This window comes from Stenotrophomonas sp. YJH_SMC_43 (genome assembly GCF_059372535.1).
On record NZ_JCAFVQ010000002.1, the window covers coordinates 916,140 to 942,042 of the forward strand.

Consider the following 25,903-nt stretch of genomic DNA (forward strand, 5'->3'; position numbering starts at 1 on the left):
CACTGCCATCGGGAGGGCCGAGGCAGTCCCAAAAGACAGCCCGGCTTCGGGCGGACCGGATAGGTGATATGGCAAAAGTGCAGTTGCAGGGTGTGCGCAAGGTCTATGACAACGGCCAGGTCGCGGTGAAGGACGCCAGTTTCGAGGTCGCCGATGGCGAGCTGATGGTGCTGGTCGGTCCGTCCGGCTGTGGCAAGTCGACCCTGCTGCGGATGGTGGCTGGCCTTGAAGAAATCAGCGGCGGCACGCTGACCATCGGTGATCGCGTGGTCAACGACGTGGCGCCGAAGGATCGCGACATCGCGATGGTGTTCCAGAGCTACGCGCTGTATCCGCACATGACCGTGGCCGAGAACCTGGCCTTCGGCCTGAAGCTGCGCGGGCATGACAAGGCGACCATCGACAAGCGCATCGCCGAAGCGGCGCAGACGCTGGGCCTGACCGAGATGATGGACAAGCTGCCCAAGGCGATGTCCGGCGGCCAGCGCCAGCGTGTTGCGCTGGGCCGGGCGCTGGTGCGCGAGCCGGCGGTGTTCCTGCTCGACGAACCGCTGTCCAATCTGGATGCCAAGCTGCGCCACAGCGTGCGCACCGAAATCGCGCAGCTGCATCGCAAGCTGGGCACCACCATGATCTACGTGACGCACGACCAGGTTGAAGCGATGACCCTGGGCCAGCGCATCGTGGTGCTGAAGGACGGCATCATCCAGCAGATCGATACGCCGATGGCGCTGTACGACCGCCCGGCCAACCTGTTCGTGGCTGGTTTCCTCGGCAGCCCGGCGATGAACGTGCTGCGTGGCACGCTGCAGGGCGATGCCGGTGGCGTGACCGTGGTCGACGGCGAATGGCGTGTACCGCTGGGTCAGGCCACGATCGATCCGGCGTGGTTGCAGAAGCCGATCGCGGTGGGTGTGCGGCCGGAGCACCTGCAGCCGGCGGCCGCCGATGATGCGCATGCGTTCACTGCGCGCATCGAAGGCATTGAGCCGGTCGGCAACGAGATCTTCGTCAACCTCAGCAGTGGCCAGCATGCGCTGACCATGCGCGTGGCGCCGCAGGCGCTGCCGGCGGTGGGCGAGCAGATCCGCGTGGCGATCCACCCGCAGGGGTTGCATTTCTTCAACCCGGAAACCGGCGAGCGGCTCTGACTCTGTAGAGCCGAACCCACGCTCGGCTGCTTCGTTGCGGTGCGGACCAACGGTCCGCACCCACCATGGCGGCGGTAGCGCCGGGCCGTGCCCGGCGTGAATCTCAGCGCGCCAATCCATCCAGTAGCGGCACACGCTGCGCCACCGCACCACCCACCTGCAGCTCGGCGTCGCTAACCTCCAGCGGCAGCACCGCCAGCGCCAGTTCACCGGCCACGCTGGCAATCGTGCCCAGCGCTGCGCCGTCCTGTTGCACGCCATCGCCGGCCTGCGCCGGTGCTGCGGCATGCAGCAGCTGCACCGCGCGCTTGGCCTTGCCGAGGAAGTGGGTGCGCGCGACGATTTCCTGGCCGGGATAGCAGCCCTTCTTCACGCTGTAGCCGTTCAGGCGGTCCAGGCCCAGCTGCTGGGGGGTCCACACTTCGCGCTGGCTTTCTTCCAGTCGCGGCAACCCGTAGCGCAGGTCGGCCTGGCGCCAGGCCAGGGCGAAAGCGGCCTCATCGGTTTCGCTGCCGGCGGCAAATGCATCAGCTGCGCCAATGCGCAGGGTGCGCGGCAGCGCATCGCTGCCCAGGTCAAGTTCCCAGCCGTCCGCTGCGGCGTGCGCAATCGCGGCGTTGCTGGCGGCTTCGGGCGCGGTGAAGGCGCCGGCCACCGCCAGATCGCTGCGCACCTGCACCTTCACCTTGCGACGGAACACGAAGCGCTGCAGTTGCGACGCAATCGCATCGGCATCGCCGTCGGCCAGCACCAGCATCACGTGGTCGTCGGCCAGCCGAAGCAGCTGGAACACCGCCAGGGTGCGGCCTTTTGCGCTCAGCCAGGCGCTCCACTGCCAGTGCAGCAGGGGCAGGGCAGTGACGTCGCCGCTGAACTGGGCGTGGGCGAAAACGGCCGCATCCGTGCCCTGCAGGCTCAGCAACTGGTGGCCGGGCAGGCGCGGATATCCGACGAAAGCAGGGGGCAGGTTGTCAGGCACGTGAACGAGGTCTAAAATTTGTGCGTTGCGAGACCGAACATGATAGGCCAAACAACCCCCACTCCCGACGACGAATCTGAAGCCCCGCTGGTCCCCGCGGCACCCGTGCCCGTGGAACAGGAAAAAGCAGAGGAATTCGGCGGCCGCGGCGGACTTGATCCGGTGCGGTATGGCGATTGGGAGAAAAACGGACGCTGCATCGATTTCTGATCAGCATTGAGCCAACGCGGCCGTGTGCCGCCCAGCCGAGACAACGAGCCCAGCGAATGGCGACCAGACAACGCCCACTTTCCCCGCACCTTCAGGTGTATCGCTGGCAGATTCAGATGGCCACCTCGATCCTGCATCGAGCCACTGGCGTCTTTCTGTCTGTTGGTGCCCTCATCATCGCTGCCGGCCTGCTGGCCCTGATGATGGGGCCCGAGTCCTGGAACTGCTTCACCGGCCATGCCGGGGCCTGGTATGGCCGCGTGTTCCTGTTCGCGTGGACATGGTCGTTCGCCTATCACCTGTGCAATGGCATCCGCCACGTGGTGCAGGACTTCGCCATCGGCTTCAGCATCCCCGCCTTCATCCGCAGCAGCTGGCTGTCGGTCACCGGCAGCCTGGTGATCACCCTGCTGGTGTGGGCCTATGTGATGTTCGGAGGTGCCGCGTGAGCAAGTTCCGTACCCCGCTGAAGAACGTGCGCGGCCTTGGCTCGGCCAAGACCGGCACCGAGCACTTCGTGCACCAGCGCCTGACCGCCGCCGCGCTGGTGGTGCTGGGCATCTGGTTCCTGGTCTTCGTGCTGGGCCTGCTGGGCTCGGACTACGCGACCGCCGCCGCCGCCGTGGCCAAGCCGTGGAACGCAGTGCCGCTGATCGGCCTGCTGATCGCCATGTTCTGGCACGCGCAGCTCGGCATGCAGGTCGTGCTGGAAGACTACATCCACGAATCGCTGCTGGCCCTGGTGCTGCAGACCGCGGTGAAGTTCGTCGCCGTGCTCGGCATGATCGTCAGTGTGTTTGCGGTGGGCCGCATCGCCCTCGGCGTTGCCTGAGCCCAGGCACCAACACAGGAATCCAGATTAGATGTCCGCTTACAAGATCACCGAACACAAGTACGACATGGTCGTGGTCGGCGCCGGCGGCGCCGGCCTGCGCGCCACGTTCGGCCTGGCCGCCAAGGGCCTGCAGACCGTGTGCCTGACCAAGGTCTTCCCGACCCGTTCGCACACCGTTGCCGCCCAGGGCGGTATCTCGGCCGCACTCGGCAACATGGGCGAGGACGACTGGCGCTACCACTTCTTCGACACCATCAAGGGGTCGGACTGGCTGGGTGACCAGGACGCGATCGAGTACATGTGCCGTGAGGCCATCCCCGCCATCATCGAACTCGAACACTACGGCGTGCCGTTCTCGCGCACCGCCGAAGGCAAGATCTACCAGCGCCCGTTCGGTGGCATGACCACCAAGTACGGCGAAGGCCCGGCGGCGCAGCGTACCTGCGCGGCGGCCGACCGTACCGGCCACGCGATGCTGCACACCCTGTACCAGCAGTCGCTGAAGCACGACGCGCGCTTCATGATCGAGTACTTCGCGCTCGACCTGATCTTCGACGCCGAAGGCGCCTGCCGCGGCGTGCTGGCCCTGGACATGTCCGACGGCACGCTGCACCTGTTCCGCGCCCAGGGCGTGGTGCTGGCCACCGGCGGCTACGGCCGTGCCTACTTCAGCGCCACCTCGGCGCACACCTGCACCGGCGACGGTGGCGGCCTGGCCATGCGCGCCGGCATCGCCATGCAGGACATGGAGTTCGTGCAGTTCCACCCGACCGGCATCTACGGCGCCGGTTGCCTGATCACCGAGGGTGTCCGCGGTGAAGGTGGCATCCTGCGCAACAGCAGCGGCGAGCGCTTCATGGAGCGCTACGCACCGCATTACAAGGACCTGGCCTCGCGCGACGTGGTCAGCCGTTCGATGACCATCGAGATCCGCGAAGGCCGCGGCGTCGGCGAGCACAAGGATCACATCCTGCTCGACCTGACCCACCTCGGCCCGGGCGTGATCGACGAGAAGCTGCCGGGCATCGCCGAGAGCGCCCGCATCTTCGCCGGCGTCGACGTGCACAAGCAGCCGATCCCGGTCATCCCGACCGTGCACTACAACATGGGCGGCATCCCGACCAACTACCACGGCGAAGTGGTGCAGAAGGTCGGCGACAACGACAATGCCGTGGTGCCGGGCCTGTACGCCATCGGCGAAGCGGCCTGTGTGTCCGTGCACGGCGCCAACCGCCTGGGCTCGAACTCGCTGCTGGACCTGGTGGTGTTCGGTCGTGCGGTGGCCAACCGCTGCGCCGAGACCATCAAGCCGGGCGCATCGCACAAGCCGCTGCCGGCCGATGCCTGCGACAAGGCGCTGGGCTTGCTGGACAAGCTGCGCCACGCCAACGGCGATACCCCGACCTCGGTCATCCGCGATCGCATGCAGCGCACCATGCAGGCCGACGCCGCCGTCTTCCGTACCAGCCAGACGCTGAAGGAAGGCTGCGAGAAGATGGACAAGATCTTCGATTCGTTCCAGGACGTGAAGGTCTCCGACCGTTCGCTGGTGTGGAACTCGGACCTGATCGAGACCTACGAGCTGAACAACCTGCTGCTCAACGCGGTGGCGACGATCAACTCGGCCGAACAGCGCAAGGAAAGCCGCGGCGCGCATGCGCACGAGGACTTCCCGGACCGCGACGACGTCAACTGGCAGAAGCACACCCTGGTCAGCGTCGACGAGAAGGGCAAGTGCAGCTTCGACTACCGTCCGGTGCACATGTACACGTTGACCGATGACGTGTCCGTGGTGCCGCCGAAGCCGCGCGTGTACTGATCCGACCCCGCCTAACATGCAATCCGCGCCTTCGGGCGCGGGCCGCCTGAGCCAACGAGAGCAGCCATGGCCGAGTTTTCACTCCCCAAGAATTCCAAGATCACGAAGGGCAAGCACTTCCCCGCCAAGACCGGCGGCAAGAACGTGCGCACCTTCAAGATCTACCGCTGGAGTCCGGACGACGACAGCAATCCGCGCACCGATACCTATGATGTCGATCTGGACGCCTGCGGCCCGATGGTCCTGGACGCGCTGATCAAGATCAAGAACGAGATCGACCCGACCCTGACCTTCCGCCGCTCGTGCCGCGAAGGTATCTGTGGTTCGTGCGCGATGAACATCGACGGCACCAACACCTTGGCCTGCACCCGAGCCATCTCGGACTGCGGCAAGAAGGAAGTGCCGATCTACCCGCTGCCGCACATGAACGTGGTCAAGGATCTGGTTCCGGACCTGACCCACTTCTATGCGCAGTACGCCTCGATCAAGCCGTGGATCCGTACCCAGACCCCGGCACCGCCGGACCGTGAGCGCCTGCAGTCGCCGGAAGACCGCAAGAAGCTGGACGGTCTGTACGAGTGCATCCTGTGCGCGTGCTGCTCGACCAGCTGCCCGAGCTACTGGTGGAACGGCGAGCGTTACCTGGGCCCGGCGATCCTGCTGCAGGCCTACCGCTGGATCATCGATTCGCGCGATGAGGACACCGGTGCGCGCCTGGACGACCTGGAAGATCCGTTCAAGCTGTACCGCTGCCACACCATCATGAACTGCGCCCGGACCTGCCCGAAGGGCCTGAACCCGGCGCTGGCGATCGCCGAGATCAAGAAGCTGATGATGGAACGCCGCGCCTGATACGGCGCAGGGTAGTTGCATGACCCCAGTAGAGCCACGCCATGCGTGGCTTTGCTGTGTCTGGAGAAGCACGATGGAAGAAGACGTTCTGCTGAAGAAGCTGCGCTGGCGCTGCCGCCGCGGCATGCGCGAGCTGGACCAGCTGTTCGGCCGTTACCTCGACCACGAATGGAGCACTGCGCCGACCGAAGAGCGCGAGGTTTTCCTGTTCCTGCTCGACTGCGAGGACGATAAGTTGTGGCGCTGGTTCATGGGTTATGAGGCCTGCCCACATGCGCACGCGATCCCCCTCATACAGAAGATCCTCGCCCTCAAGCCTTGAGTGGCGCCCCTCGCGGCTGCAGGCCGCCGCCCAGCTGGCGGTGCTGCTGGCCGCACCCTGGCTGCTGCGCGCATCGGATCTGCCGCCGCGGCTGTTGATTCCCGCGGTGTTGCTGGCCTGGGGCATCGGGTTGGCCGAACTGGCCTGGCGCCAGCGCAGGCCACGCGTGCAGGTGCTTCTGCCGGTACCGTCCGAGCCGCTGCAGGTGGCCGGGCAGGACGTCGATGCGCCACAACTGGTCGTGCGCGGCCCCTGGCTGCTGTTGCTCTGGCGTGAGGATCGGCGCCGCCGGCGCCTGCTGTTCTGGCCGGATGTGCTCGATTCCGGGCAGCGACGTGAACTGCGACTGGCCGTGGCCGCACGTAGCGTTTCCCGTCGGCCCCGGTCGATGGCACCATAAGCTGAATTGACCGGCGTGCCTGCATGTTCAAACCCATTCCCGTGGCCATTGGCCTGCGCTACCTGCGCGCCAAGCGCCGCAACGGCTTCATCTCCTTCATCTCGATGGCATCGATCCTGGGCATCGCGCTCGGCGTCACGGTGCTGATCACCACCCTGGCGGTGATGAGCGGTTTCCAGAAGGAAATCCGCAGCCGCCTGCTGCAGATGACCGCCCACACCACCATCAGCCGTGACGGCGAGCCGATGCCGGACTGGATGCGGGTGGTCGATGTGGCCAGCAAGGACCCGCGCGTGGCCGGTGCCGCGCCGTACATCGAGATCCAATCGATGATCAGCGGCCCGCGCGTGCAGGGCGCGATCATCCAGGGCATCGACCCGGCGCTGGAGCCGAAGGTGTCGGTGATCGACAAGAAGGTCACCAAGGGCAGCTATGACAGCCTCACGCCGGGCAGCTTCAACCTGCTGCTGGGCAAGGAGCTGGCGATCTGGCTGGACGTGGACGTCGGCGACCAGGTACTGGTGACCTTTGCCGAAGTGCAGGGCACGCCCGCCGGCGCGGTGCCACGGATGAAACGCTTCACCGTCAGCGGCATCTTCGAGGCCGGCTACAACGAGGTCGATCGTGGCGTCGGCTTTGCCAACATGCAGGACCTGGAGCGCGTGCTGCGCAGCGATGGTGCCACCGGCGTGCGGCTGAAACTGCACGACATGGACCGCTCGCTGGAAGTGGGCGTGGACCTGGCGCAGAGCCTCGGCGGTGCTTACCGCGTGAGTGACTGGACCCAGCAGAACGCCAACCTCTACCACTCGCTGCGCATGGAGAAGGTGGTGATGGGCATCCTGCTGTCGCTGATCATCGCCATGGGTGCCTTCAACCTGGTGTCCTCGCAGGTCATGCTGGTGACCGACAAGCAGGCCGACATCGCCATCCTGCGCACCCTTGGCCTGACTCCTGGCGGGGTGATGCAGGTGTTCATGGTGCAGGGTTCGCTGATCGGTATCTTCGGCACGCTGGCCGGCCTGATCGGCGGCATTACCCTGACCCTCAACCTGGAGCGCATCCTCGGCGCCATCGAGAGCGTCTTCAACGTCAAGCTGCTGCCGGAGGATGTGTACTACATCACCGGCCTGCCGACCGACATGCAGACCGGCGACGTGGTGGCGATCACCGTGGTCGCGCTGCTGATGAGCTTCCTGGCCACCCTGTACCCCGCTTGGCGGGCAGCACGCACCCAGCCGGCGGAGGCCCTGCGTTATGAATAAGGTCTTCAACCGCGGCGATGAAGTGATCCGCGCCGAAGCACTGGGCAAGACCTACGCCGAAGGGCGCATGCAGACCCCGGTGTTCGATGGCCTGGACCTGACCGTGACCGCCGGCGAGACGGTGGCGATCATCGGTGCCTCCGGCGCCGGCAAGAGCACGCTGCTGCACCTGCTGGGTGGCCTGGACATTCCCACCGCCGGCGAGGTCTATGTGACCGGCCAGCGCATGTCGGCGCTGTCGGACACCGCGCGCGGCCTGCTGCGCAACCAGGCGCTGGGCTTCGTCTACCAGTTCCATCACCTGCTGCCGGAGTTCACCGCGCTGGAAAACGTGATGATGCCGGTACTGCTGGCTGGCACTGCGGTCGCAGAAGCGAGCAGCCGGGCCACCACGCTGCTGGAAGCGGTCGGCCTCGGCCATCGCCTGGACCACAAGCCGGGCGAGCTGTCCGGTGGTGAGCGCCAGCGTGCTGCGGTGGCGCGGGCACTGGTCAATCATCCGGCCTGCGTGCTCGGTGACGAGCCGACCGGCAACCTGGATGACCGCACGGCTGCAACGGTGTTCGAGCTGATGCTGGAGCTGAATCGTGCACGTCACACCAGCCTGGTGCTGGTAACCCATGACCGCAGCCTGGCGCGTCGCCTGGACCGGGTGCTGGAACTGCGCGAAGGGCGCCTGCATGCACTGGCCCACGCCGACGTCTGAGCGGTCGGACGGACTCTGGTAGAAGCCGACCTTGGTCGGCTGATCCTGCAGGGCAAGCGCCAACCAAGGTTGGCGACTACCGGAATCCGACGTTCTGGACCCGCTTTGGCAGAGGTCGACCCTGGTCGACCGCCGACCGGCGCCTGAATGGGGCCGTCGGCCGTCGCGCCGGCATTGCCAGGCCAGGCGCATGATGGCGACAGTTCCCCGAGGAGATCGCCATGAAGACCCCGCTTCTGCTGGCCGGCCTCTGCCTGGCCCTGGCCGCCTGTGCCACCACCGGCCGGCTCAGCAGCGCCGAGAAGCTTGACCTTTACCGTGCCCACGCCGGTGCGCCGCAGAACGACATGCAGTTCTTCGGCACCCTCAATGGCTGGACCGAGCTGGGTGACAGCGCGCTGGCGGTGTGGACGCGACCCAGCGAGGCCTACCTGCTGGAGCTGAGAGGCCCCTGCCAGGACCTGCCGTATGCCACCGCCATCGGCCTGACCAGCCAGATGAACCGTGTCTCGGCGCGCTTTGACAAGGTGCTGGTGCGCGACCCCACCGGCGGCCCGCGCATGCCGTGCTTCATCAACAGCATCCGCAAGCTGGACGTGAAGGCGCTGCGTGCTTCCGAACAGGAGCTGCGCCAGGCGCAGGTGCAGGAGCGCGAGGAATCCGGGAAATAAACGGGTAGCGCCGGGCCATGCCCGGCGGATGCCTGGACGCCGGGCATGGCCCGGCGCTACCGGCAGGTCAGGCTTCCGGAACGAAGCCTGCGGGCTTCTCCGCGTCCTTCTCGAACAGGAACTTGACCAGTTCGCCTTCAAGGAACGCGCGATGCTCCGGCGTGCGCGGTGACAGCCGGTTCTCGTTGATCAGCATGGTCTGGTGGGCCAGCCAGGCGGCCCAGGCCTGCCTGCCGATGTTGTTGAAGATGCGCTGGCCCAGCTCGCCGGGGTAGGGCACGAAGTCCAAACCTTCGGCATCGCGTTGTTCGTACTGGCAGAAGACGGTTCGGGGCATGGCACTCACTCGTGGTTGCGGGATTTCTTGGAGGTTCGTTTCGACGTCTTGATCGTGGCGCCGTCGAGCAGTTTGCGGATCGGCGCAGGCAGGCCCAGCGCGGGAAGTTCATCGCTCGCGACCCAGCGCAGCGTGGGTTCTTCCACGCGCAGGCCGTGCACCTGCCGCGACAGTACCTGCAGATGCAGCCTGTAGTGGCTGAAGGTGTGCTGCAGCACGGGCAGCTCCTCGGCGTCTTCCAGCGAACCTTCAACATGCGCATCGAACCAGTCCTGCAGCACACTGCCGGCGTCGGCCTGCGGCAGCGTCCACAGCTGCGCCCAGATGCCGGTGTCCGGCCGCTTCTGCAGCAGCACGCGCTGCTGGGCGTCGCGCAGCAGCAGGGCCACTGCTTCGCGCTCGGGCAGGGTCTTGCTGGGCTTGGGCGTGGGTAGTTCAGCAGTGCGGCCTTCGCGGCGCGCCAAGCACGCGTCCTGCAGCGGACAGATCACGCAGGCCGGTTTGGCGCGGCTGCATACGGTCGCGCCCAGATCCATCTGTGCCTGGGTGTAATCGGCCATGCGCCCGGCCGGCACCTGCGCCACGTGCGCCTCGGCAATGGCCCACAACTGCTTCTCGACGGTCGGCAGGCCGGGGAAGCCCTCGATGCCGTGGTAGCGGCTGAGCACGCGCTTGACGTTGCCGTCGAGGATCGCGAACGGGTCGTTCCAGGCCTGGCTGAGGATCGCACCAGCGGTGCTGCAGCCGATGCCGGGCAGGGCATGCAATGCATCGAAATCGCGCGGCAGGTCGCCGTCGTGCAGTTCCACGCAGCGCTTTGCAGCGGCATGCAGGTTGCGTGCACGGGCGTAGTAGCCGAGCCCGGCCCACTGCGCCATCACCGCGTCGTTGCTGGCGGCGGCGAGGTCGGGCAGGGTCGGGAAGTGCTGCAGGAACCGCTGGAAGTACGGGATGACCGTGGCCACCTGGGTCTGCTGCAGCATGATTTCCGACAGCCAGACCCGATAAGGGCTGCGCGGGTGCTGCCAGGGCAGGTCGTGGCGGCCGTGGTCGTCGAACCAGTGCAGCAGGCGGGCGACGAAGTCGTCGGTCTGCGTGGTTCCGGCGCTGGCGTGCGGCTGGCGGGGCATCGGTGTTCCAGAGAGGCAACCACCCGTGGGGTGGCTCTACCTGGCTGCAGTAGAGTCGCCCCATGGGTGGCTGCACGGGTGTATCAGGCGCCCAGCGCTTCGGGCAGCAGGGCGTCGACGAAGGCTTCCGGGTCGAACACGCGCAGGTCTTCCGGACGCTCGCCGATGCCGGCGAAGCGGATCGGAATGCCGAACTCGCGGGCCAGCGCGAACACCACACCGCCCTTGGCGGTGCCGTCCAGCTTGGTCACTACCAGGCCGGTCACGTTCACCGCGGCATTGAACTGGCGCAGCTGCGACAGCGCATTCTGGCCGGTGGTGCCGTCGATCACCATCAGCACTTCGTGTGGTGCTGTGGGATCAATCTTGCCCAGCACGCGGCGGATCTTGCCCAGCTCGTTCATCAGGCCGGACTGGGTGTGCAGGCGGCCGGCGGTGTCGGCGATCAGCACCGAGGTACCACGGGCCTTGCCGGCCTGCAGCGCGTCGAACGCCACCGAAGCGGCATCGGCGTTCTGCCCCTGCGCGACCACGGCCACGCCGTTGCGCTCGCCCCAGGCCTGCAGCTGGGCCACGGCGGCGGCACGGAAGGTGTCACCGGCGGCCAGCATCAGGCTGTGGCCATCGTCCTTGAAGCGCTTGGCCAGCTTGCCGATGGTGGTGGTCTTGCCAACGCCGTTCACGCCGACGGTTAGCACCACGAAGGGCTTGGCGTTGCGGTCGATCACCAGCGGCTTGGCCACCGGCTGCAGGATTGCGATCAGCTCGGCGCGCAGCGCGGCCAGCAGTGCATTGGCGTCGGCGAACTCGCGCGACTTCATGCGCTTGCGCAGGCCCTCGACCAGGTCGGTGGTGGCACCCACGCCGACGTCGGCGGTGATCAGTGCGGTTTCCAGCTCGTCCAGCAGGTCGTCGTCGAGCTTGGGGTTGCGCGAGAACAGGCCACCGAAGCTGCGCGCGATGACGCTGTTGCGCAGGCGTTCGCGCCAGCCGGGCTTGCCGGCAGGCGCCGGAACGGCGTCAACCGAGGCGGCGGCAGGCAGGTCGTCGGTGACCGGTGCCGGGGTGGGCTCAGGCAGTGGTGCGGGTGCCGGTTCGATGGCCGGGGCCGCCACCGGGGCGACGTCGATCCGGGCAGCCGGTTGCGGAGCGCTCGGAGCGGGAACGACCGGCGCCGGAACCACAGGGGTAGGCTCGACAGCGACCGGAACGACGGCTACCGGCGGCGGCTCGACCGGCGCAGGCGCGGCCGGTACGGCTACCGGTGCAGGCTCTTTGTCCTCGACCGGTGCGGCCGACGGGAACGCCGCCGCCAGCTCTTCAGCCGAGTAGTGCTGGGTCTTGGGTGCCTCCGCTGCGGGGGCATCCTGGGGCTTCTTGCGGCGGAAAAAACTGAGCATTGGCAAAAGGCGCTGAAATCAGAGGGATATGCTACCACTCGGGCCTGTCGGGCCGATGTGGACTCAAGGTCGCGGCCTGCCGGCCGTTAACCGGTCCGGAGGGCTGCGCAGTGCGGCCCGGAGACCGCCATGAACAACGTGATGGGAATCGCCCTCGGCGGGATGCGTGCGGCCCAGCAGGGCGTGCAGGTGGCCGCGCACAACGTGGCCAACCTGGCGACCCCCGATGCCCGGCGCCTCCAGTTGCAGCGCAGTGCCGCCGAGCAGGGTGGGGTGCAGGCCTCGGTGATTCCCACCGGCACCGATGCCGCCGCGCCGCTGGGTGATCTTCTGGCAGCGAAAGCCGAGGTGGTGGCCTTCGCCGCCAATGCCACGGTGATCCGCCGCCAGGACCAGATGCTGGGCTCGCTGCTGGATCGCGAAGCCTGAACCCCCTCGGCAGGCGCGAACCGCCGCCCCTGGTGGCTGCCACCCCTGGTTGGCATGCTTGACCCGCCCTGGTAGGTGCCAACCTTGGTTGGCACGCTATTGGGGCGCCAACCAAGGTGGGCCTCTACCAAGGCACCGCCGGGCCATGCCCGGCGACCACCGCCTCGATCAGGCCGACAGCTCCAGCAGCAGCTTGTTCAGGCGCGCCACATAGGCGCCCGGGTCCTTCAGGCTGTCGCCGGCGGCCAGTGCGGCCTGGTCGAACAGCACCCGGCCCAGGTCGTCGAAACGTGCGCCGTCGGCTTCGGCATCCAGCTTGGCGATCAGCGGATGACCCGGGTTGATCTCCAGTACCGGCTTGCTGTCCGGCACCTTCTGCCCACTGGCTTCCAGGATCTGGCGCATCTGCAGGCCCAGGTCCTGTTCGCCGATGGCCAGCACCGCCGGCGAATCGGTCAGGCGGTGCGACACGCGCACTTCGGCCACGTCATCGCCCAGCACCGTCTTCAGGCGCTCGACCAGGCCCTGCTTGTCCTTCGCTGCCGCTTCCTGCTCCTGCTTGTCCGCTTCGGTTTCCAGCGCGCCCAGGTCGAGGTCGCCACGGGCGATGTCGACGAAGCCCTTGCCGTCGAAATCGGTCAGGTAGCCCATCAGCCACTCGTCGATGCGGTCGGTCAGCAGCAGTACTTCCACGCCCTTCTTGCGGAACACTTCAAGGTGTGGGCTGTTGCGCACCTGGCTGTAGCTCTCGCCGGTCAGGTAATAGATCTTGTCCTGGCCTTCGGTCATGCGGCCGATGTAGTCGGCCAGCGACACGGTCTGCGCATCGGCCTCGCCACGGGTGGAGGCGAAGCGCAGCAGGCCGGCCACCTTCTCGCGGTTGTTGTAGTCCTCGGCCGGGCCTTCCTTCAGCACCTGGCCGAATTCCTTCCAGAACGTGGCGTACTGCTCCGGCTTGTCGGTGGCCAGCTTTTCCAGCATGTCCAGCGAGCGCTTGGTCAGCGCCGCCTTCATCGAATCGATGACCGGGCCGGACTGCAGGATCTCGCGCGAGACATTCAGCGACAGGTCGTTGGAATCGACCACGCCCTTGATGAAGCGCAGGTACAGCGGCAGGAACTGCTCGGCCTGGTCCATCACGAACACGCGCTGCACGTACAGCTTCAGGCCCTTGGGCGCGTCACGGTGGTACAGGTCGAACGGCGCGCGGCCGGGCACGTACAGCAGCGAGGTGTACTCCAGCTTGCCTTCAACCTTGTTGTGGCTCCACGCCAGCGGGTCGCTGTGGTCATGTGCCACGTGCTTGTAGAACTCGGTGTACTCGGCGTCGCTGATCTCGGTGCGCGGGCGGGTCCACAGCGCGCTGGCGCGGTTGACGGTTTCCCATTCCAGCGCGGCGCCTTCTTCGCCTTCCTTTGGCATCTGGATCGGCAGGCCGATATGGTCCGAGTACTTCTTGAGGATGCTGCGCAGGCGCCAGCCATCGGCGAAGTCATGCTCGCCGTCCTTCAGGTGCAGCACGATGCGGGTGCCGCGCTCGGCCTTGTCCACGGTGGCCACTTCGAAATCGCCTTCGCCACGCGAGGTCCAGCGCACGCCTTCGCCTGCAGCCAGGCCGGCGCGGCGCGAGGTCACTTCCACTTCGTCGGCGACGATGAAGGCGCTGTAGAAGCCGACGCCGAACTGGCCGATCAGCTGCGAATCCTTCTTCTGGTCGCCCGACAACTGGCGCAGGAAGTCGCCGGTGCCGGACTTGGCGATCGTGCCGAGGTGGGCGATGGCTTCGGCGCGGCTCATGCCGATGCCGTTGTCTTCGATGGTGATGGTGTGGGCGGCGGGGTCGAAGCTGACGCGCACGCGCAGTTCGCTGTCGCCTTCCAGCAGAGCCGGCTGGGTCAGGGCCTCGAAGCGCAGCTTGTCGGCGGCGTCGGCGGCGTTGGAGACCAGTTCGCGCAGGAAGATCTCCTTGTTGGAATACAGCGAGTGGATCATCAGCTGCAGCAGCTGCTTGACTTCGGTCTGGAAGCCAAGGGTTTCGGTCTGGATGGTGTCGGTCATCGATAGGGCTCCATGTGCAATGCCGCGCCAGCGCGTGCGGCCTCGCCAAGGGGTATGGCTGATTGTCCCGAAATCAAGGGGTTGTTCGGCAGGGCTTGCAGCCCTGCACCTGCAGAAGCCGAAGCAACCGCAACTGCAACAGCAACGGCAAGAGCGGGCATTCCGTGGGATGGCGGGGCACTGTGGGTTTGCGGGGACGCCGTAAACCCATCCATGGGGGCTTGGGCGCGGCATCCATGCCGCTCACACCCCGCAATCCCACAGTGCCCCGCCTTCGACAGTTGGCTGGCAGCCAGTAGATCCACGCCATGCGTGGATGAAATCTCTCAGATATCGAAATCCAATCCAGGGTCAGATCCGTTTTCCCACGGAAAACGGATCTGACCCCAAGAGCCCTTCGGCAGATTGCAGGAAACTGTCGAAGGCGGGGTGGGTCAGGTTGTGGGGGTGTCCGCGGCATGGATGCCGCGGCCAAGCCCCCATGGACGGGTTCACGGCGTCCCCCACAACCTGACCCACCCCGCCAACCCCCAGGGAACCAGCTTTTGAAGTTGCTTCGGCCGTTGCTGTGGCTTCTGCGGGTGCCGGGCGCCGCCCGGCCGAACTACAATCCCGCTCATGCTGAAATTCTCGAATACCTCCCGCCGGGGGCGCCGGTGAGCGGCCGTGGGGGCAATGACGGTCAGGTCCGCATCATCGGCGGGCGCTGGCGCAATACCCGCCTGCCGGTGCCGACCCTGCCAGGGCTTCGGCCCAGCAGCGACCGCGTGCGCGAGACCCTTTTCAACTGGTTGATGCCCAGACTGGGCGGCGCGCGGGTGCTGGACCTGTTCGCCGGCAGTGGCGCGTTGGGCCTGGAGGCGGTCTCGCGCGGCGCCGCCCACGCCACTCTGGTCGAGCGCGACGCGCAGCTGGGACGCAATCTGACCGCGGCCGTGGCCAAGCTGCAGGCCAGCGACCAGATCACCGTGGTGCAGGCCGATGCCTTGCGCTGGCTGCAGGGCGCGCCGGCGCAGCAGGCCGACCTGGTCTTCATCGACCCGCCGTTCGCCGATGGCCTGTGGCAGGACGTGCTGGCGCAGCTGCCCCGGCACCTGGCTGCCGACGCCTGGCTGTACCTGGAGTCGCCGGCCGGTCACGCGCCGGCGCTGCCGCCGGACTGGCTGCTGCACCGCGAGGGCGGTACCCGCGAGGTGCGCTTTGCCCTGTACCGTCGCGCCACTGCTACACTTTGACCTCATCTGAACATCTGCAACCGCCCATGACCGTGGCCAACCGCCGCATTGCCGTTTATCCCGGCACGTTCGACCCCATCACCAACGGTCATATCGACCTGGTGAGCCGGGCCGCGCCGCTGTTCGAAAAGGTCGTGGTCGGCGTGGCGCAGAGCCCGTCCAAGGGCCCGGCGCTGCCGCTGGAGCAGCGCGTGCAGCTGGCACGTGGCGCACTCGGCCACCACAGCAACGTCGAGGTCATCGGCTTCGATACCCTGCTGGCCCATTTCGTACGTTCGGTCCAGGGCGGGGTGCTGCTGCGCGGCCTGCGCGCGGTGTCCGACTTCGAGTACGAGTTCCAGATGGCCAGCATGAACCGCCACCTGATTCCGGAGGTCGAGACCTTGTTCCTGACCCCGGCCGAGCAGCACAGCTTCATTTCGTCCTCGCTGGTCCGCGAGATCGCGCGCCTGGGCGGCGACGTGTCCGGTTTCGTGCCGGCCGCGGTGCTCGAAGCCCTGCGCAAGGTCCGCGAAGCGAAGGCCGCACAGTCGTAAGCCCCGCTGTACCCGCACCCCATTACGTACAACACCACGCACCATTCCGGGAGGAAACCCATGAACACCACCATGCGCGCGATGCTGATCGCTTCGTTGGCCCTGGCCTTCACCGCCTGCAAGAAGGAAGAGGCCGCTCCGGTCGACGAGGCCAAGCAGGCCCTGGTCGCGCCGTCCAAGGACGACGATGCAGGCTGGAAGAAGTACCTGCAGGAAGTGGCCATCCAGAACATGGGCAACATCAGCAACAGCCCGTTCCTGTACTACCTCTCGCCGGAATCGGACCCGGACTTCCAGGCCAAGTACGAGCGCCAGACCGAGAGCGCGACCCAGGCCGTGGCCCGTGGCGTGCAGCCGGGCAACATGCTGGCCTTCGGTTCGTCGGCCTCGGGCAAGATGGCTGACATGATCCAGGCTGTGTTCAAGGACGTGGCGCCGGATTCGATGAAGGGCGTGCGCGTCGTCTTCATCGGCCAGTCGGCCGACAACGCCCGCGTGCAGGCGGCGGTCCAGCCGACCGGCGCCGAGTACATTTTCGTCGAAGCCAAGTAATACCGAGCCATGGCGGCCATGCTCCGGCATGGCCCGGGCGGCACCCCGCAAGGGTGCCGCTGATGACCTGACCGGCCCGCGCGCCCGCGCTGGCCGGTCCTTTGTCCCAAGGCGCGGGCGAGGAGTATCGCCATGTCGCTGAAAATCAACGAGCTCTGCGTCAACTGCGACGTCTGCGAGCCGGCCTGCCCGAACCAGGCCATTTCGATGGGTGAAACCATCTACGTGATCGACCCTGCGCGCTGTACCGAATGCGTCGGTCATTTCGACGAGCCACAGTGCGTGGTCGTCTGCCCGGTCGAGTGCATCGACCCGGACCCGGAGATCGTGGAAACGGAAGACCAGCTGCTGGCCAAGCTGCGCCAGCTGCAGCACGATCACCCCGAACTCTACGCGGAGCCCCCATCCGAATGAAGACGTTGATCGTCCGCCCCCTGTTGCTGCTCGGCCTGCTGCTGAGCCCGATGGCCTGGGCCGACAGCCCGGCCCGTGCCGAGCGCCCCGATGGCGCAGCCATTGCCAGCGGCCACGCGCTGGCCACCCAGGCAGGTATCGATATCCTGGCGCAGGGCGGCAACGCCTTCGATGCCGCGGTCGCGGTGTCATCCACGCTGGCGGTGGTCGAGCCGATCAGTTCCGGGCTGGGCGGCGGCGGCTTCTTCCTGCTGCACGACGCGGCCACCGGCAAGGATGTGATGCTGGATGCACGCGAGACCGCACCGGCCGCGGCAACTCCGCAGGCCTTCCTCGACAAGCAGGGCAACCTGGACCGTGATCGTTCGGTCAACGGCGCCTGGTCGGCCGGTATCCCGGGCCTGCCTGCAGCGCTCGTCGAGCTGTCGGCCAAGCACGGCAAGCTGCCGCTGTCTGCATCGCTGCAGCCGGCGATCCGCATCGCGCGCGAAGGCTTCCCGGTGTACGACCGCATGGCCAAGGGCTATGCGTCGCGCCGAGAAGTGATGGAGCGCTATCCCGGCACGCGCGAGGTCTACCTGCGCAACGGCAAGCCGATCGCCACCGGTGACCTGTTCAAGCAGCCGGAGCTGGCACAGACGCTGGAGCGCCTGGCCGCGGATGGCTTCGATGGCTTCTACAAGGGCCAGACCGGAAAGCTGTTGCTGGCAGGCGTGAAGCAGGCTGGCGGCAAATGGAGCGCCGAAGAGTTGGCCGGCTACCGCGTGAAGCAGCGCGAGCCGATCGTCTTCAATTACAACGGCTGGAAGATCACCACCGCGCCGCCGCCGTCGTCCGGTGGCATCGCGCTGGCCAGCATGCTGCAGATCCTGGAAGGCTGGGACATCAGGAAGATGGACCCGGCGCACCGTACCCACCTGGTGGTGGAGTCGATGCGTCGCGCGTACCGCGACCGCACCTTCTTCCTCGGCGATCCGGACTTCGTGCAGATCCCGCAGAAGGTGCTGACCAGCAAGGATTACGCACAGGGCCTGCGCGCTACCATCCATCCGGAGAAGGCCACGCCCAGCGACCTGCTGTCGGGCAATCCGACGCCGCTGGAAGACGACGAGACCACGCATTTCTCCATCATCGACCGCGACGGCAACCGCGTCGGCGCCACCCAGACCGTCAACCTGCTGTACGGCTCGGGGTTGATTCCCAAGGGCACCGGCGTGCTGCTGAACAACGAGATGGACGATTTCGCGCTGAAGCCGGGCACGCCCAATGCGTTTGGCGTGATGGGCTATGAAGCCAATGCGCCGAAGCCGGGCAAGCGCATGCTCAGCTCGATGACGCCGACCTTCATGGAGAACGCCGACAAGGTCGTGGTGCTGGGCACCCCGGGTGGCAGCCGCATCATCACCATGGTGCTGCTGGGCATCCTCGGCTACGACGACGGCCTGGATGCACAGCAGGTTGCCGCGCTGCCGCGCTACCACCACCAGTGGCTGCCGGACCTGATCGAAGCCGAGGACGATGCGTTCGACGCGGCGACGGTGAAGCAGCTGCAGGCGATGGGGCACAAGATCGACCTGCCGGGCAATGTGGTCGCAGGCGGCCGCGGGTCCAGCCATGTGTGGGGCAACCTGCAGACCGTGGAATGGGACCGCAAGTCGAACAAGCTGTTCGGCGGCAGCGACCCGCGCAATCCGGTGGGCAGTGCCCAGGTCGTCCCGGCGCGCTGATCCGGTCGTGCCGGCTGCTGGCCGGCAATCCGGCTGATTATCGAAACCCCGCCTTTGCCGGCGGGGTTTTCTGTTTCCCTTCTAGCGATTATTTAACGAGCCGGCGCCGATAATCGACACATGAAACTCTGGTCAATTCGTGGAAACTCGCAGCGCCTCGATGGCGGCGCGATGTTCGGCAACGCGCCGCGCGCGTTGTGGGAAAAATGGGCGGCACCGGACGAGCTCAATCGCATCGAGCTGGCCTGCCGTGCGCTGCTTGCCAGCCCGCTGGAAGGCAAAACCGTGCTGTTTGAAACCGGTATCGGCGCGTTCTTCGACCCGCGCATGCGCGAGCGCTACGGCGTGAAGGAAAGCCAGCATGTGCTGATCGATTCGCTGCGCGAAGCCGGCTTCGAGCACGAGGATATCGACGTGGTGGTGCTCAGCCACCTGCACTTCGATCATGCCGGCGGCCTGCTGGCGGCGTGGAGCGAAGGGCGTGAGCCCGAGCTGCTGTTCCCCAACGCAACCTTTGTGGTCGGCGCGCAGCATTGGCAGCGCGCCGTGCAGCCACACCCGCGCGACCGCGCCAGCTTCATTCCGGAACTGCCGGGCCTGCTGCAGGCCAGTGGCCGGCTGGAAGTGGTGGACGGGGAGTACTCGAAGGCGCTCGGCCGCAGCGTGCGCTTCAGCTACAGCGACGGGCATACGCCGGGGCTGATGCTGGCCGAGATCGTCGGTCACGCGCATGCCGGCGAAAGTGCGCACGGTGGCGTGGTGTTCTGTGCCGACCTGATCCCGGGGCGCTCATGGGTACACGTGCCGATCACCATGGGCTACGACCGAAATGCCGAGCTGCTGATCGACGAAAAGCGGCAGTTCCTTGAAGACAAGCTGGCGCGCAACGTGCGGCTGTTCTTCACCCACGACCCGCAGGTGGCGTTGGCGCAGCTGGGCAGGGATGACAAGGGGCGTTTCGTGACCCTGCACGAACAGGGCGAGCTGAAGGCACGCGCCCTGGGGTAATGGAAAGGCCGGGCAACGCCCGGCCTTCACTGATGGCGGCAGGTTCACGCCATGCGTGGATGGCGTTTCATCCGGATGCGACCGTTACGATGCCTTCAGGCAACTGCTCATGAAGGTCTTGCGCGCATCACCGGTCAATTTTTTCGTGCCGGCATCGGCGTTGCATTTGCGCATGCGTTCCTGCGGCGTTGTCGCGGCCTTGGTCTCGGCGGCATGGCCGCTGAGGCAGGAGCTCTGTGCAGTCTTGTAGGCATCCCCCTTCAAGCCCTTGTTCTTGGCTGAGCATTCGGCCATGCGCTGCTGCTGCGGCGTGGTGGCATTGGCAGCCAGGGGCAGGCCGACCAGCAGGACGGCGGCCAGCAGGAAAGAGGCTTTCATCGGGAGCTCCAAGGGGGGCGGGTGCGCGGAGCATTCGCTTCCAGCCTGCAAGGCCACGTGAAGAACCACGCCATTGCCGCGCCTGCTTGCGGCAACGTTCAGATCGGCGTATTACTTAGCCATATGGGTAAGTATGATCCCGCCATTCAAGACGTCTTCCAGGCATTGGCCGACCCGACCCGGTGCGCGATCGTGGCTGTGCTGGGGCAGGGGCCGCGCACGGTGTCGATGCTGGCCGGGCCCTTCGAGATGGCTTTGCCTTCTCTGATGAAACATCTGGCCGTGCTGGAGCGCAGCGGCGTGGTGCGCAGCCACAAGCGGGGGCGCGTACGCACCTGCGAACTGGTGCCGGCGCGGTTGGGCGAGGCCGAGCAGTGGCTGGCCGAACAACGTGCCGTATGGGAAGCGCGCGCCGACCGCATGGTCGATTTCGTTGAAACCCTTCACCGACAGGAGCAGGCCCATGGCCGTAGACGCAGGCAACAACCCTGACACCGACCTGGTCATCAGCCGTGTGTTGAATGCACCGCGTGCCGCCCTGTGGCGGGCCTGGACCGATCCGGAACTGCTGCGCCAGTGGTGGTGCCCGAAGCCGTGGACCACCGAGGTACGCGCATTCGACCTGCGCCCCGGCGGGGCCTTCCACACCTTCATGCAGGGCCCCGATGGTGGCAGCAGCGACAATCCGGGCAGTTTCCTGGAGATCGTGCCGCAGCAGCGCCTGGTGTTCACCTCGATGCTGGGCGCAGGCTGGCGACCGCAGTCACCCTGGCTGGGCTTCACCGCCGTCATCACGATGGAGGATGACGGGCAGGGCTGCCGCTATACCGCGCGGGTGATGCACCCGGACAAGGCCCTGCGTGACCAGCATGAGCGGCTGGGCTTCTTCGACGGCTGGAACACGGTCATCAGCCAGCTGGAAGCCTTCGCGGCCGGCCTGTAGGCCGCGCTTGGGGTCAGATCCCTTCCGCTGTGAAAGGGCGCTGACCCCGGTTCGCCGGATCAGCCGACGCGGGTCCCGAAGATACGGTCACCGGCATCGCCCAGGCCTGGCAGGATGTAGCCCTTGTCGTTGAGCTGGGCGTCGATGGCCGCGGTGTAGATCTCCACGTCCGGGTGCACGGCCTTGACCGCCTCGATGCCTTCCGGCGCGGCCACCAGGAAAATGCCCTTGATGCGGCGGGCGCCGGCACGCTTGAGCATGTCGATGGTGGCGATCAGCGTGCCGCCGGTGGCCAGCATCGGGTCCAGGATCAGCGCGTCGCGCTCTTCCAGGCGGCCGGTCAGGCGCTCGAAGTAGGGCACCGGCTGCAGGGTTTCCTCATCGCGCTGCAGGCCCACCACGCTGACGCGGGCGGCCGGGATCAGCGACAGCACGCCGCTGAGCATGCCCAGGCCGGCGCGCAGGATCGGCACCACGGTGATCTTGGCGCCCGCAATGCGCTGCACGGTGACCGGGCCGGCCCAGCCGGGCAGGGTGTGCGGCTCGGTTTCCAGGTCGGCGGTGGCCTCATAGGCCAGCAGCGTACCCAGCTCGTTGGCCAGTTCGCGGAAATCCTTGGTGCTGAGCGCAGCGTTGCGCATCAGGCCGATCTTGTGCTGCACCAGCGGGTGGCGCACTTCGACGATCTTCATGGTCGGGAAGGGGAAAAGGAGAGAGGGCGCCATTTTGCCGGATTGGGCGGCCAACCCCAAACCGGGGCCGGAGACGGCCAGCATGAAATGCGCAGGCGCATGTCACGGCCATGCAATCTTGCGGACATACCGTGCAGACCCATTCTTAACAGGAATGGGGATTCCCAGTGCATATCAAGACTCCGTTGGCCGTTGCCATCACGCTGACCCTGGCAATGGGGGCCGCAGCACCGCTGCATGCCGCCGGGCAGCAGGCGGTAGCCGCCACCGGCGCCGTGGCGTCGGACGCGGTCGACCTGGACCGCATCGAAGTGCGCGCCCAGCTCGAATCGCAGATCCGCGCGGTCGACCTCAAGCGCAGCAGCGACGCCATCGAAGACGCGGTGTCCTCCGATGCGCTGGGCCAGTACCCGGACAAGAACGTGGCCGAGTCGCTGCAGCGGCTGCCGGGCATCAGCGTCACCCGCGACCAGGGCGAGGGCCGCTTCGTGGTGATCCGTGGCCTGGATGCCAATCTCAACAGCGTCAGCGTGGATGGTATCGCAGTGGGCACGCCGGAGGATTCCAGCCGCGCCGCGCCGCTGGACGTGATCCCGTCCGACTCCACCGAACGCCTGCGCGTGGTCAAGTCGCCGACCCCGGACATGCCCGGTGATGCCATCGGCGGCGCCGTGCTGGTGGAATCGGCCTCGGCCTTCGACCGCGACGGTCGCAGCCTGCGTGGCAAGATCGAAGGCAGCCACCAGCAGTTGTCCGGCGAGACCAGCCCCAAGGCCGCCTTCAACTACAGCGAAGTGTTCAACGACACCTTCGGCGTGGCCCTGGGCGTGAACTACCAGAAGCGGAAGTTCGAGTCGGACAACACCGAAGTGGAGTATGACGGCGAGGATGACGCCGCACCTGGCGACGTCACCGCGATCAACCTGCAGCACCGCAAGTACGAGATCGAGCGCAAGCGCATCGGCGCCAACCTCAACCTCGACTGGCGCCCGAACGAAGACAGCAAGTACTACCTGCGCACGCTGTACAGCCAGTTCGACGATGCCGAAACCCGCCAGCGTGTGATCTTCAACTTCGACGACGCCAAGATGGTCAAGACCGGCACCGACCAGTACCGCCTGGATGGCATGCCGAAGGATTCCATCGACAAGCGCATGCGCTACCGAACCAAGAAGGAAAACACCTTCGCGGCCAGCCTGGGGGGCGAGAACAAGCTGACCAACGCCGTGGTCGACTACAGGGTTGGCTACACCCGTACCGAAGAGCGGGTGAATGACGAGATGGAGGCGCGCTTCAAGCTCAACGGCAAGGCCTTCAACGGCACCCTGGACCAGAGCAGCCGCCTGCCCAGCTACAGCTTCGACAATCCGCAGTGGCTGGACAGCAGCAACTACGCGTTCGACCGCTTCGTGCTTTCGCCCAAGCAGGTGAACGACAAGGAGCACAGCGCGCAGGTCAACGTGCGCTTCGACGGCGACAGCAGCAGCATCAAATTCGGCCTGCTGGGCCGCTGGCGCGACCGCGACGTCAATGTGGATGAGCGCGAACTGCGTGTCGGCCCGGAGGTGGCGCTGTCGAGCTGGAGCACCTCCTCGCCCGAACACCGCCACGGCAACCTGGGTGATGGCATGGATTCGGCCGCGATGCGTGCCTTCTGGGCGGCCAATGGCGGCCAGTACAGTGCCCGCCCGCAGGACGTCGGTGGCAACGCGATGACCTCGCTGGAAGAGGACTACGTGGCCAGCGAAGACATCTTCGCCAGCTATGCGATGGGCACCTGGGATGTGGACGCGCTGCGCATCATCGGCGGTGTTCGCGTGGAAAACACCCAGTTCAAGGCAGTCGGCAACCAGGTGGACGTGGCCGCCAACGGCCGCAGCTTCACCGTCACCCCGCGCGTGGCCAACAGCAGCTACACCAACGTGCTGCCGGGCCTGCACCTGCGCTATGACGCGGCCGATGACTGGGTGCTGCGCGCCTCGGCCAACAAGACCGTGTCGCGCCCCTCGTTCGGTGACATTTCACCGCGCGTGGGCTACAGCCGCGGTGACGAGGAAGTGCGCCTGGGCAATCCGGAACTGGACCCGTACGAGTCGAAGAACATCGACCTGTCGGTAGAGAAGTACATCGGCAGTAGCGGCATCGTCTCGCTGGGCCTGTTCCACAAGTCGATCGATGGCTACATCGTGGAGACCGTGCGCACCAATGATCCGGCCTACGGCGGCCTGGACGTGACCCAGCCGATCAACGGCCGCAAGGCCACCGTGCGCGGTGCCGAGTTCAACTGGCAGCAGCAGCTGGCCTTCCTGCCGGAGGGCCTGGATGGCCTGCTGGTCGGCGCCAGTGGCACGTGGCTGGATACCGAGTTCGATGCCGGCATCAAGGACCGCCCAGGCGAGGACTTCACCCTGCCGCGCGCCTCCAAGCACGTCTACAGTGCCCACATCGGCTATGAGAAGTACGGTCTGAGTACGCGGCTGGCGGCGGTGTACCGCAGCGAGTACCTGGACAGCATCGGCAAGGGCCGCGCCTTCGACATCTACGTCGCGCCGAACACTCAGCTCGACTTCTCGCTGGACTACAAGTTCACCCCGCGCGTGAGCATGTACCTCGAAGCGCAGAACCTGCTGGACAAGCCGCTTGAGCTGTACCAGGGCACGCGCTCGCGCACCCTGCAGATGGAAGAGTATGGCCGCACCTACGCGCTGGGCCTGAAGGTGGCACTGTGATGGGGCGTCGCATCACTGCCTTGGCCACCGCGCTGGCGGTAGCGCTGGCTGCCGGCTGCACGCCGGCCACCGGCAATGACCCCGCCATGGCCGCGACGTCAGCGAAGGCCAGCGGCGAGCGAGCGGTGACCACCATCGCCGAGGCCTTCCTTTCGCCGATGACCCCGGCTGACAACATCGACTCGCCTGCGGCCTGGCGCGCTCCGGATGGCAGGCTGTGGCTGATCGCCACCGCAAAGGCCACCGACAAGCTGGTGGTCTACGACGGCAGCACCGGCCAGCACCTGCGTGACGTGGGCAGCAGCGGCACCGCACCGGGGCAGTTCGACCGCCCAAACGGCATCGCGGTGATCGACGATCTGCTGTGGATCGTGGAGCGCGACAATCATCGCGTGCAGGTATTGAGCCTGCCGGACTTCGCACCGCTGGCGACGTTCGCTGCGGAGGACCTGCGCAAGCCGTACGGGCTGTGGGTCGACCGCCTTGCCGATGGCTACAGCGTCTACGTCACCGATTCCTGGGACAACGGCGAGGATGCGCAGGGCCGTGACATCCTGCCGCCGCTGGCGGAACTGGACAAGCGCGTGCGCCAATACCACGTGAGCCGCGACGATGCGAAGGTCGAGGCGAAGCTCGTCGCCAGCATCGGTGACACCAGCGAAGCCGGTGCACTACGCGTAGTCGAATCGATCTGGGGCGACCCGGAAAACGACCGCCTGCTGATTGCCGAAGAGGACGAGAGCTACGCCAGCGAGTTCAAGGTCTACACCCTGTCAGGTCGCTTCACCGGTACCACCTTCGGTCGCGACGTGTTCAAGGCCCAGGCCGAAGGCGTGACCCTGCGCACCTGTGGCAAGGACGGCTGGTGGATCACTACCGAACAGGGCAAGCAGCGCAGCGTGTTTCACCTGTTCGACCGGCATACGCTGAAGCCGGTCGGTGCGTTCCAGGGCAATACCGTGGCCAACACCGATGGCATCTGGATGATGCAGCAACCCAGCGCGCGCTTCCCGCACGGTGCGCTGTATGCCGTGCACGACGACCAGGGCGTGGTTGCGTTCGACTGGGAGAGCATCGCCAAGCAGTTGGCGCTGCCGCTGGAGTGTGGCGCATGAGCGGGCACTG

Annotated in this window: 29 protein-coding genes; 22 read left to right on the forward strand and 7 right to left on the reverse strand. The window is 66.5% G+C overall.

Going from position 1 to position 25,903, the window contains the following annotated elements; all coding sequences use genetic code 11:
- The first annotated feature begins 68 nt into the window (after positions 1-68).
- A complete protein-coding gene (locus AC5QAH_RS10715; protein WP_272774465.1) occupies positions 69-1,151 on the forward strand; it encodes an ABC transporter ATP-binding protein in 1,083 nt (360 codons plus the stop codon).
- Between the two features lie 103 nt (positions 1,152-1,254).
- Here the strand turns inward: AC5QAH_RS10715 and ygfZ are convergent, their stop codons facing one another.
- Positions 1,255-2,130, reverse strand: a complete 876-nt coding sequence (gene ygfZ, locus AC5QAH_RS10720) for a CAF17-like 4Fe-4S cluster assembly/insertion protein YgfZ (protein ID WP_049453353.1) — start codon at positions 2,128-2,130, stop codon at positions 1,255-1,257.
- A gap of 39 nt (positions 2,131-2,169) precedes the next feature.
- Here ygfZ and AC5QAH_RS10725 point away from each other — a divergent pair, with 39 nt between their 5' ends.
- From AC5QAH_RS10725 to AC5QAH_RS10770, 10 genes are all read left to right on the forward strand, one after another.
- Complete coding sequence (locus AC5QAH_RS10725) at positions 2,170-2,340, forward strand: DUF1674 domain-containing protein (protein WP_005409075.1); 171 nt, start codon at positions 2,170-2,172, stop codon at positions 2,338-2,340.
- A gap of 56 nt (positions 2,341-2,396) precedes the next feature.
- Entirely contained in the window at positions 2,397-2,789 is a 393-nt protein-coding gene (gene sdhC / locus AC5QAH_RS10730) for a succinate dehydrogenase, cytochrome b556 subunit (protein ID WP_005409076.1), read from the forward strand.
- Positions 2,786-3,172 (forward strand): succinate dehydrogenase, hydrophobic membrane anchor protein, encoded by a 387-nt coding sequence (gene sdhD / locus AC5QAH_RS10735; RefSeq protein ID WP_005409077.1) that lies wholly within the window; start codon positions 2,786-2,788, stop codon positions 3,170-3,172. The genes sdhC and sdhD overlap by 4 nt, the downstream gene beginning before the upstream one ends.
- A 31-nt stretch (positions 3,173-3,203) precedes the next feature.
- On the forward strand, positions 3,204-4,994 hold the full coding sequence (gene sdhA, locus AC5QAH_RS10740; RefSeq protein ID WP_099559280.1) for a succinate dehydrogenase flavoprotein subunit: 1,791 nt from the start codon (positions 3,204-3,206) through the stop codon (positions 4,992-4,994).
- 66 nt (positions 4,995-5,060) lie between these two features.
- Positions 5,061-5,846 (forward strand): succinate dehydrogenase iron-sulfur subunit, encoded by a 786-nt coding sequence (locus AC5QAH_RS10745; protein ID WP_025878815.1) that lies wholly within the window; start codon positions 5,061-5,063, stop codon positions 5,844-5,846.
- A gap of 73 nt (positions 5,847-5,919) precedes the next feature.
- Complete coding sequence (locus AC5QAH_RS10750; RefSeq protein ID WP_159360019.1) at positions 5,920-6,168, forward strand: FAD assembly factor SdhE; 249 nt, start codon at positions 5,920-5,922, stop codon at positions 6,166-6,168.
- A complete protein-coding gene (locus AC5QAH_RS10755; protein WP_159360020.1) occupies positions 6,119-6,568 on the forward strand; it encodes a hypothetical protein in 450 nt (149 codons plus the stop codon). Before AC5QAH_RS10750 ends, AC5QAH_RS10755 begins: the two co-directional genes overlap by 50 nt.
- A gap of 23 nt (positions 6,569-6,591) precedes the next feature.
- On the forward strand, positions 6,592-7,833 hold the full coding sequence (locus tag AC5QAH_RS10760; RefSeq protein ID WP_159360021.1) for a lipoprotein-releasing ABC transporter permease subunit: 1,242 nt from the start codon (positions 6,592-6,594) through the stop codon (positions 7,831-7,833).
- On the forward strand, positions 7,826-8,539 hold the full coding sequence (gene lolD, locus AC5QAH_RS10765; protein WP_005409083.1) for a lipoprotein-releasing ABC transporter ATP-binding protein LolD: 714 nt from the start codon (positions 7,826-7,828) through the stop codon (positions 8,537-8,539). Before AC5QAH_RS10760 ends, lolD begins: the two co-directional genes overlap by 8 nt.
- A gap of 221 nt (positions 8,540-8,760) precedes the next feature.
- Positions 8,761-9,210 carry a DUF6491 family protein gene (locus tag AC5QAH_RS10770; RefSeq protein ID WP_019338334.1) on the forward strand — a complete coding sequence of 150 codons (450 nt, stop codon included), beginning with the start codon at positions 8,761-8,763 and terminating at the stop codon, positions 9,208-9,210.
- Between the two features lie 67 nt (positions 9,211-9,277).
- Here the strand turns inward: AC5QAH_RS10770 and AC5QAH_RS10775 are convergent, their stop codons facing one another.
- The 3 genes from AC5QAH_RS10775 to ftsY all read right to left on the reverse strand — a co-directional run bounded on the left by AC5QAH_RS10775 (position 9,278) and on the right by ftsY (position 12,077).
- A complete protein-coding gene (locus AC5QAH_RS10775) occupies positions 9,278-9,547 on the reverse strand; it encodes an oxidative damage protection protein (protein ID WP_071305403.1) in 270 nt (89 codons plus the stop codon).
- A gap of 5 nt (positions 9,548-9,552) precedes the next feature.
- On the reverse strand, positions 9,553-10,677 hold the full coding sequence (gene mutY, locus AC5QAH_RS10780; protein ID WP_495232334.1) for an A/G-specific adenine glycosylase: 1,125 nt from the start codon (positions 10,675-10,677) through the stop codon (positions 9,553-9,555).
- 83 nt (positions 10,678-10,760) lie between these two features.
- A complete protein-coding gene (gene ftsY / locus AC5QAH_RS10785) occupies positions 10,761-12,077 on the reverse strand; it encodes a signal recognition particle-docking protein FtsY (protein WP_043402579.1) in 1,317 nt (438 codons plus the stop codon).
- A gap of 129 nt (positions 12,078-12,206) precedes the next feature.
- On the opposite strand from ftsY, the gene AC5QAH_RS10790 reads away from it, so the two are divergent.
- On the forward strand, positions 12,207-12,506 hold the full coding sequence (locus tag AC5QAH_RS10790; RefSeq protein ID WP_043402581.1) for a hypothetical protein: 300 nt from the start codon (positions 12,207-12,209) through the stop codon (positions 12,504-12,506).
- Between the two features lie 168 nt (positions 12,507-12,674).
- On the opposite strand, the gene htpG is transcribed toward AC5QAH_RS10790, so the two are convergent.
- Positions 12,675-14,564, reverse strand: a complete 1,890-nt coding sequence (htpG, locus tag AC5QAH_RS10795) for a molecular chaperone HtpG (protein ID WP_495232335.1) — start codon at positions 14,562-14,564, stop codon at positions 12,675-12,677.
- 626 nt (positions 14,565-15,190) lie between these two features.
- On the opposite strand from htpG, the gene rsmD reads away from it, so the two are divergent.
- The 6 genes from rsmD to AC5QAH_RS10825 all read left to right on the forward strand — a co-directional run bounded on the left by rsmD (position 15,191) and on the right by AC5QAH_RS10825 (position 20,036).
- Entirely contained in the window at positions 15,191-15,799 is a 609-nt protein-coding gene (gene rsmD / locus AC5QAH_RS10800) for a 16S rRNA (guanine(966)-N(2))-methyltransferase RsmD (protein WP_495232369.1), read from the forward strand.
- A gap of 26 nt (positions 15,800-15,825) precedes the next feature.
- Positions 15,826-16,335 carry a pantetheine-phosphate adenylyltransferase gene (gene coaD, locus AC5QAH_RS10805; RefSeq protein ID WP_010484372.1) on the forward strand — a complete coding sequence of 170 codons (510 nt, stop codon included), beginning with the start codon at positions 15,826-15,828 and terminating at the stop codon, positions 16,333-16,335.
- A gap of 60 nt (positions 16,336-16,395) precedes the next feature.
- On the forward strand, positions 16,396-16,887 hold the full coding sequence (locus AC5QAH_RS10810; protein ID WP_010484374.1) for a hypothetical protein: 492 nt from the start codon (positions 16,396-16,398) through the stop codon (positions 16,885-16,887).
- A gap of 132 nt (positions 16,888-17,019) precedes the next feature.
- The gene (locus AC5QAH_RS10815) at positions 17,020-17,301 is read left to right on the forward strand and encodes a YfhL family 4Fe-4S dicluster ferredoxin (protein ID WP_010484376.1); all 282 of its coding nucleotides are present in this window, start codon (positions 17,020-17,022) and stop codon (positions 17,299-17,301) included.
- Positions 17,298-19,028, forward strand: coding sequence for a gamma-glutamyltransferase (gene ggt / locus AC5QAH_RS10820; RefSeq protein WP_495232336.1), 1,731 nt, complete (start codon positions 17,298-17,300; stop codon positions 19,026-19,028). Before AC5QAH_RS10815 ends, ggt begins: the two co-directional genes overlap by 4 nt.
- Before the next feature lie 120 nt (positions 19,029-19,148).
- Entirely contained in the window at positions 19,149-20,036 is an 888-nt protein-coding gene (locus AC5QAH_RS10825) for an MBL fold metallo-hydrolase (RefSeq protein WP_495232337.1), read from the forward strand.
- Positions 20,037-20,120: 84 nt separating this feature from the next.
- Here the strand turns inward: AC5QAH_RS10825 and AC5QAH_RS10830 are convergent, their stop codons facing one another.
- On the reverse strand, positions 20,121-20,414 hold the full coding sequence (locus AC5QAH_RS10830; protein ID WP_019338338.1) for a PsiF family protein: 294 nt from the start codon (positions 20,412-20,414) through the stop codon (positions 20,121-20,123).
- A gap of 57 nt (positions 20,415-20,471) precedes the next feature.
- On the opposite strand from AC5QAH_RS10830, the gene AC5QAH_RS10835 reads away from it, so the two are divergent.
- Together AC5QAH_RS10835 and AC5QAH_RS10840 are read left to right on the forward strand one after the other, a co-directional pair.
- Entirely contained in the window at positions 20,472-20,906 is a 435-nt protein-coding gene (locus AC5QAH_RS10835; protein ID WP_224329208.1) for an ArsR/SmtB family transcription factor, read from the forward strand.
- Complete coding sequence (locus AC5QAH_RS10840) at positions 20,878-21,357, forward strand: SRPBCC family protein (RefSeq protein ID WP_495232338.1); 480 nt, start codon at positions 20,878-20,880, stop codon at positions 21,355-21,357. The genes AC5QAH_RS10835 and AC5QAH_RS10840 overlap by 29 nt, the downstream gene beginning before the upstream one ends.
- A gap of 59 nt (positions 21,358-21,416) precedes the next feature.
- Here the strand turns inward: AC5QAH_RS10840 and upp are convergent, their stop codons facing one another.
- A complete protein-coding gene (upp, locus tag AC5QAH_RS10845) occupies positions 21,417-22,049 on the reverse strand; it encodes a uracil phosphoribosyltransferase (protein WP_004153184.1) in 633 nt (210 codons plus the stop codon).
- Positions 22,050-22,264: 215 nt separating this feature from the next.
- On the opposite strand from upp, the gene AC5QAH_RS10850 reads away from it, so the two are divergent.
- On the forward strand, positions 22,265-24,778 hold the full coding sequence (locus AC5QAH_RS10850; protein ID WP_495232370.1) for a TonB-dependent receptor: 2,514 nt from the start codon (positions 22,265-22,267) through the stop codon (positions 24,776-24,778).
- Positions 24,778-25,893, forward strand: a complete 1,116-nt coding sequence (locus AC5QAH_RS10855) for an NHL repeat-containing protein (protein ID WP_099560538.1) — start codon at positions 24,778-24,780, stop codon at positions 25,891-25,893. The genes AC5QAH_RS10850 and AC5QAH_RS10855 overlap by 1 nt, the downstream gene beginning before the upstream one ends.
- The last annotated feature ends 10 nt before the right edge of the window (positions 25,894-25,903 follow it).

Coding starts and splice junctions, on each gene's coding strand:
- AC5QAH_RS10715 (WP_272774465.1), top strand. CDS start 69: ATGGCAAAAGTGCAGTTGCAGGGTGTGCGCAAGGTCTATGACAACGGC.
- AC5QAH_RS10725 (WP_005409075.1), top strand. CDS start 2,170: ATGATAGGCCAAACAACCCCCACTCCCGACGACGAATCTGAAGCCCCG.
- sdhC (WP_005409076.1), top strand. CDS start 2,397: ATGGCGACCAGACAACGCCCACTTTCCCCGCACCTTCAGGTGTATCGC.
- sdhA (WP_099559280.1), top strand. CDS start 3,204: ATGTCCGCTTACAAGATCACCGAACACAAGTACGACATGGTCGTGGTC.
- AC5QAH_RS10745 (WP_025878815.1), top strand. CDS start 5,061: ATGGCCGAGTTTTCACTCCCCAAGAATTCCAAGATCACGAAGGGCAAG.
- AC5QAH_RS10750 (WP_159360019.1), top strand. CDS start 5,920: ATGGAAGAAGACGTTCTGCTGAAGAAGCTGCGCTGGCGCTGCCGCCGC.
- AC5QAH_RS10755 (WP_159360020.1), top strand. CDS start 6,119: ATGCGCACGCGATCCCCCTCATACAGAAGATCCTCGCCCTCAAGCCTT.
- AC5QAH_RS10760 (WP_159360021.1), top strand. CDS start 6,592: ATGTTCAAACCCATTCCCGTGGCCATTGGCCTGCGCTACCTGCGCGCC.
- lolD (WP_005409083.1), top strand. CDS start 7,826: ATGAATAAGGTCTTCAACCGCGGCGATGAAGTGATCCGCGCCGAAGCA.
- AC5QAH_RS10770 (WP_019338334.1), top strand. CDS start 8,761: ATGAAGACCCCGCTTCTGCTGGCCGGCCTCTGCCTGGCCCTGGCCGCC.
- AC5QAH_RS10775 (WP_071305403.1), bottom strand. CDS start 9,547: ATGCCCCGAACCGTCTTCTGCCAGTACGAACAACGCGATGCCGAAGGT.
- mutY (WP_495232334.1), bottom strand. CDS start 10,677: ATGCCCCGCCAGCCGCACGCCAGCGCCGGAACCACGCAGACCGACGAC.
- ftsY (WP_043402579.1), bottom strand. CDS start 12,077: ATGCTCAGTTTTTTCCGCCGCAAGAAGCCCCAGGATGCCCCCGCAGCG.
- AC5QAH_RS10790 (WP_043402581.1), top strand. CDS start 12,207: ATGAACAACGTGATGGGAATCGCCCTCGGCGGGATGCGTGCGGCCCAG.
- htpG (WP_495232335.1), bottom strand. CDS start 14,564: ATGACCGACACCATCCAGACCGAAACCCTTGGCTTCCAGACCGAAGTC.
- coaD (WP_010484372.1), top strand. CDS start 15,826: ATGACCGTGGCCAACCGCCGCATTGCCGTTTATCCCGGCACGTTCGAC.
- AC5QAH_RS10810 (WP_010484374.1), top strand. CDS start 16,396: ATGAACACCACCATGCGCGCGATGCTGATCGCTTCGTTGGCCCTGGCC.
- AC5QAH_RS10815 (WP_010484376.1), top strand. CDS start 17,020: ATGTCGCTGAAAATCAACGAGCTCTGCGTCAACTGCGACGTCTGCGAG.
- ggt (WP_495232336.1), top strand. CDS start 17,298: ATGAAGACGTTGATCGTCCGCCCCCTGTTGCTGCTCGGCCTGCTGCTG.
- AC5QAH_RS10825 (WP_495232337.1), top strand. CDS start 19,149: ATGAAACTCTGGTCAATTCGTGGAAACTCGCAGCGCCTCGATGGCGGC.
- AC5QAH_RS10830 (WP_019338338.1), bottom strand. CDS start 20,414: ATGAAAGCCTCTTTCCTGCTGGCCGCCGTCCTGCTGGTCGGCCTGCCC.
- AC5QAH_RS10840 (WP_495232338.1), top strand. CDS start 20,878: ATGGCCGTAGACGCAGGCAACAACCCTGACACCGACCTGGTCATCAGC.
- upp (WP_004153184.1), bottom strand. CDS start 22,049: ATGAAGATCGTCGAAGTGCGCCACCCGCTGGTGCAGCACAAGATCGGC.
- AC5QAH_RS10850 (WP_495232370.1), top strand. CDS start 22,265: ATGGGGGCCGCAGCACCGCTGCATGCCGCCGGGCAGCAGGCGGTAGCC.
- AC5QAH_RS10855 (WP_099560538.1), top strand. CDS start 24,778: ATGGGGCGTCGCATCACTGCCTTGGCCACCGCGCTGGCGGTAGCGCTG.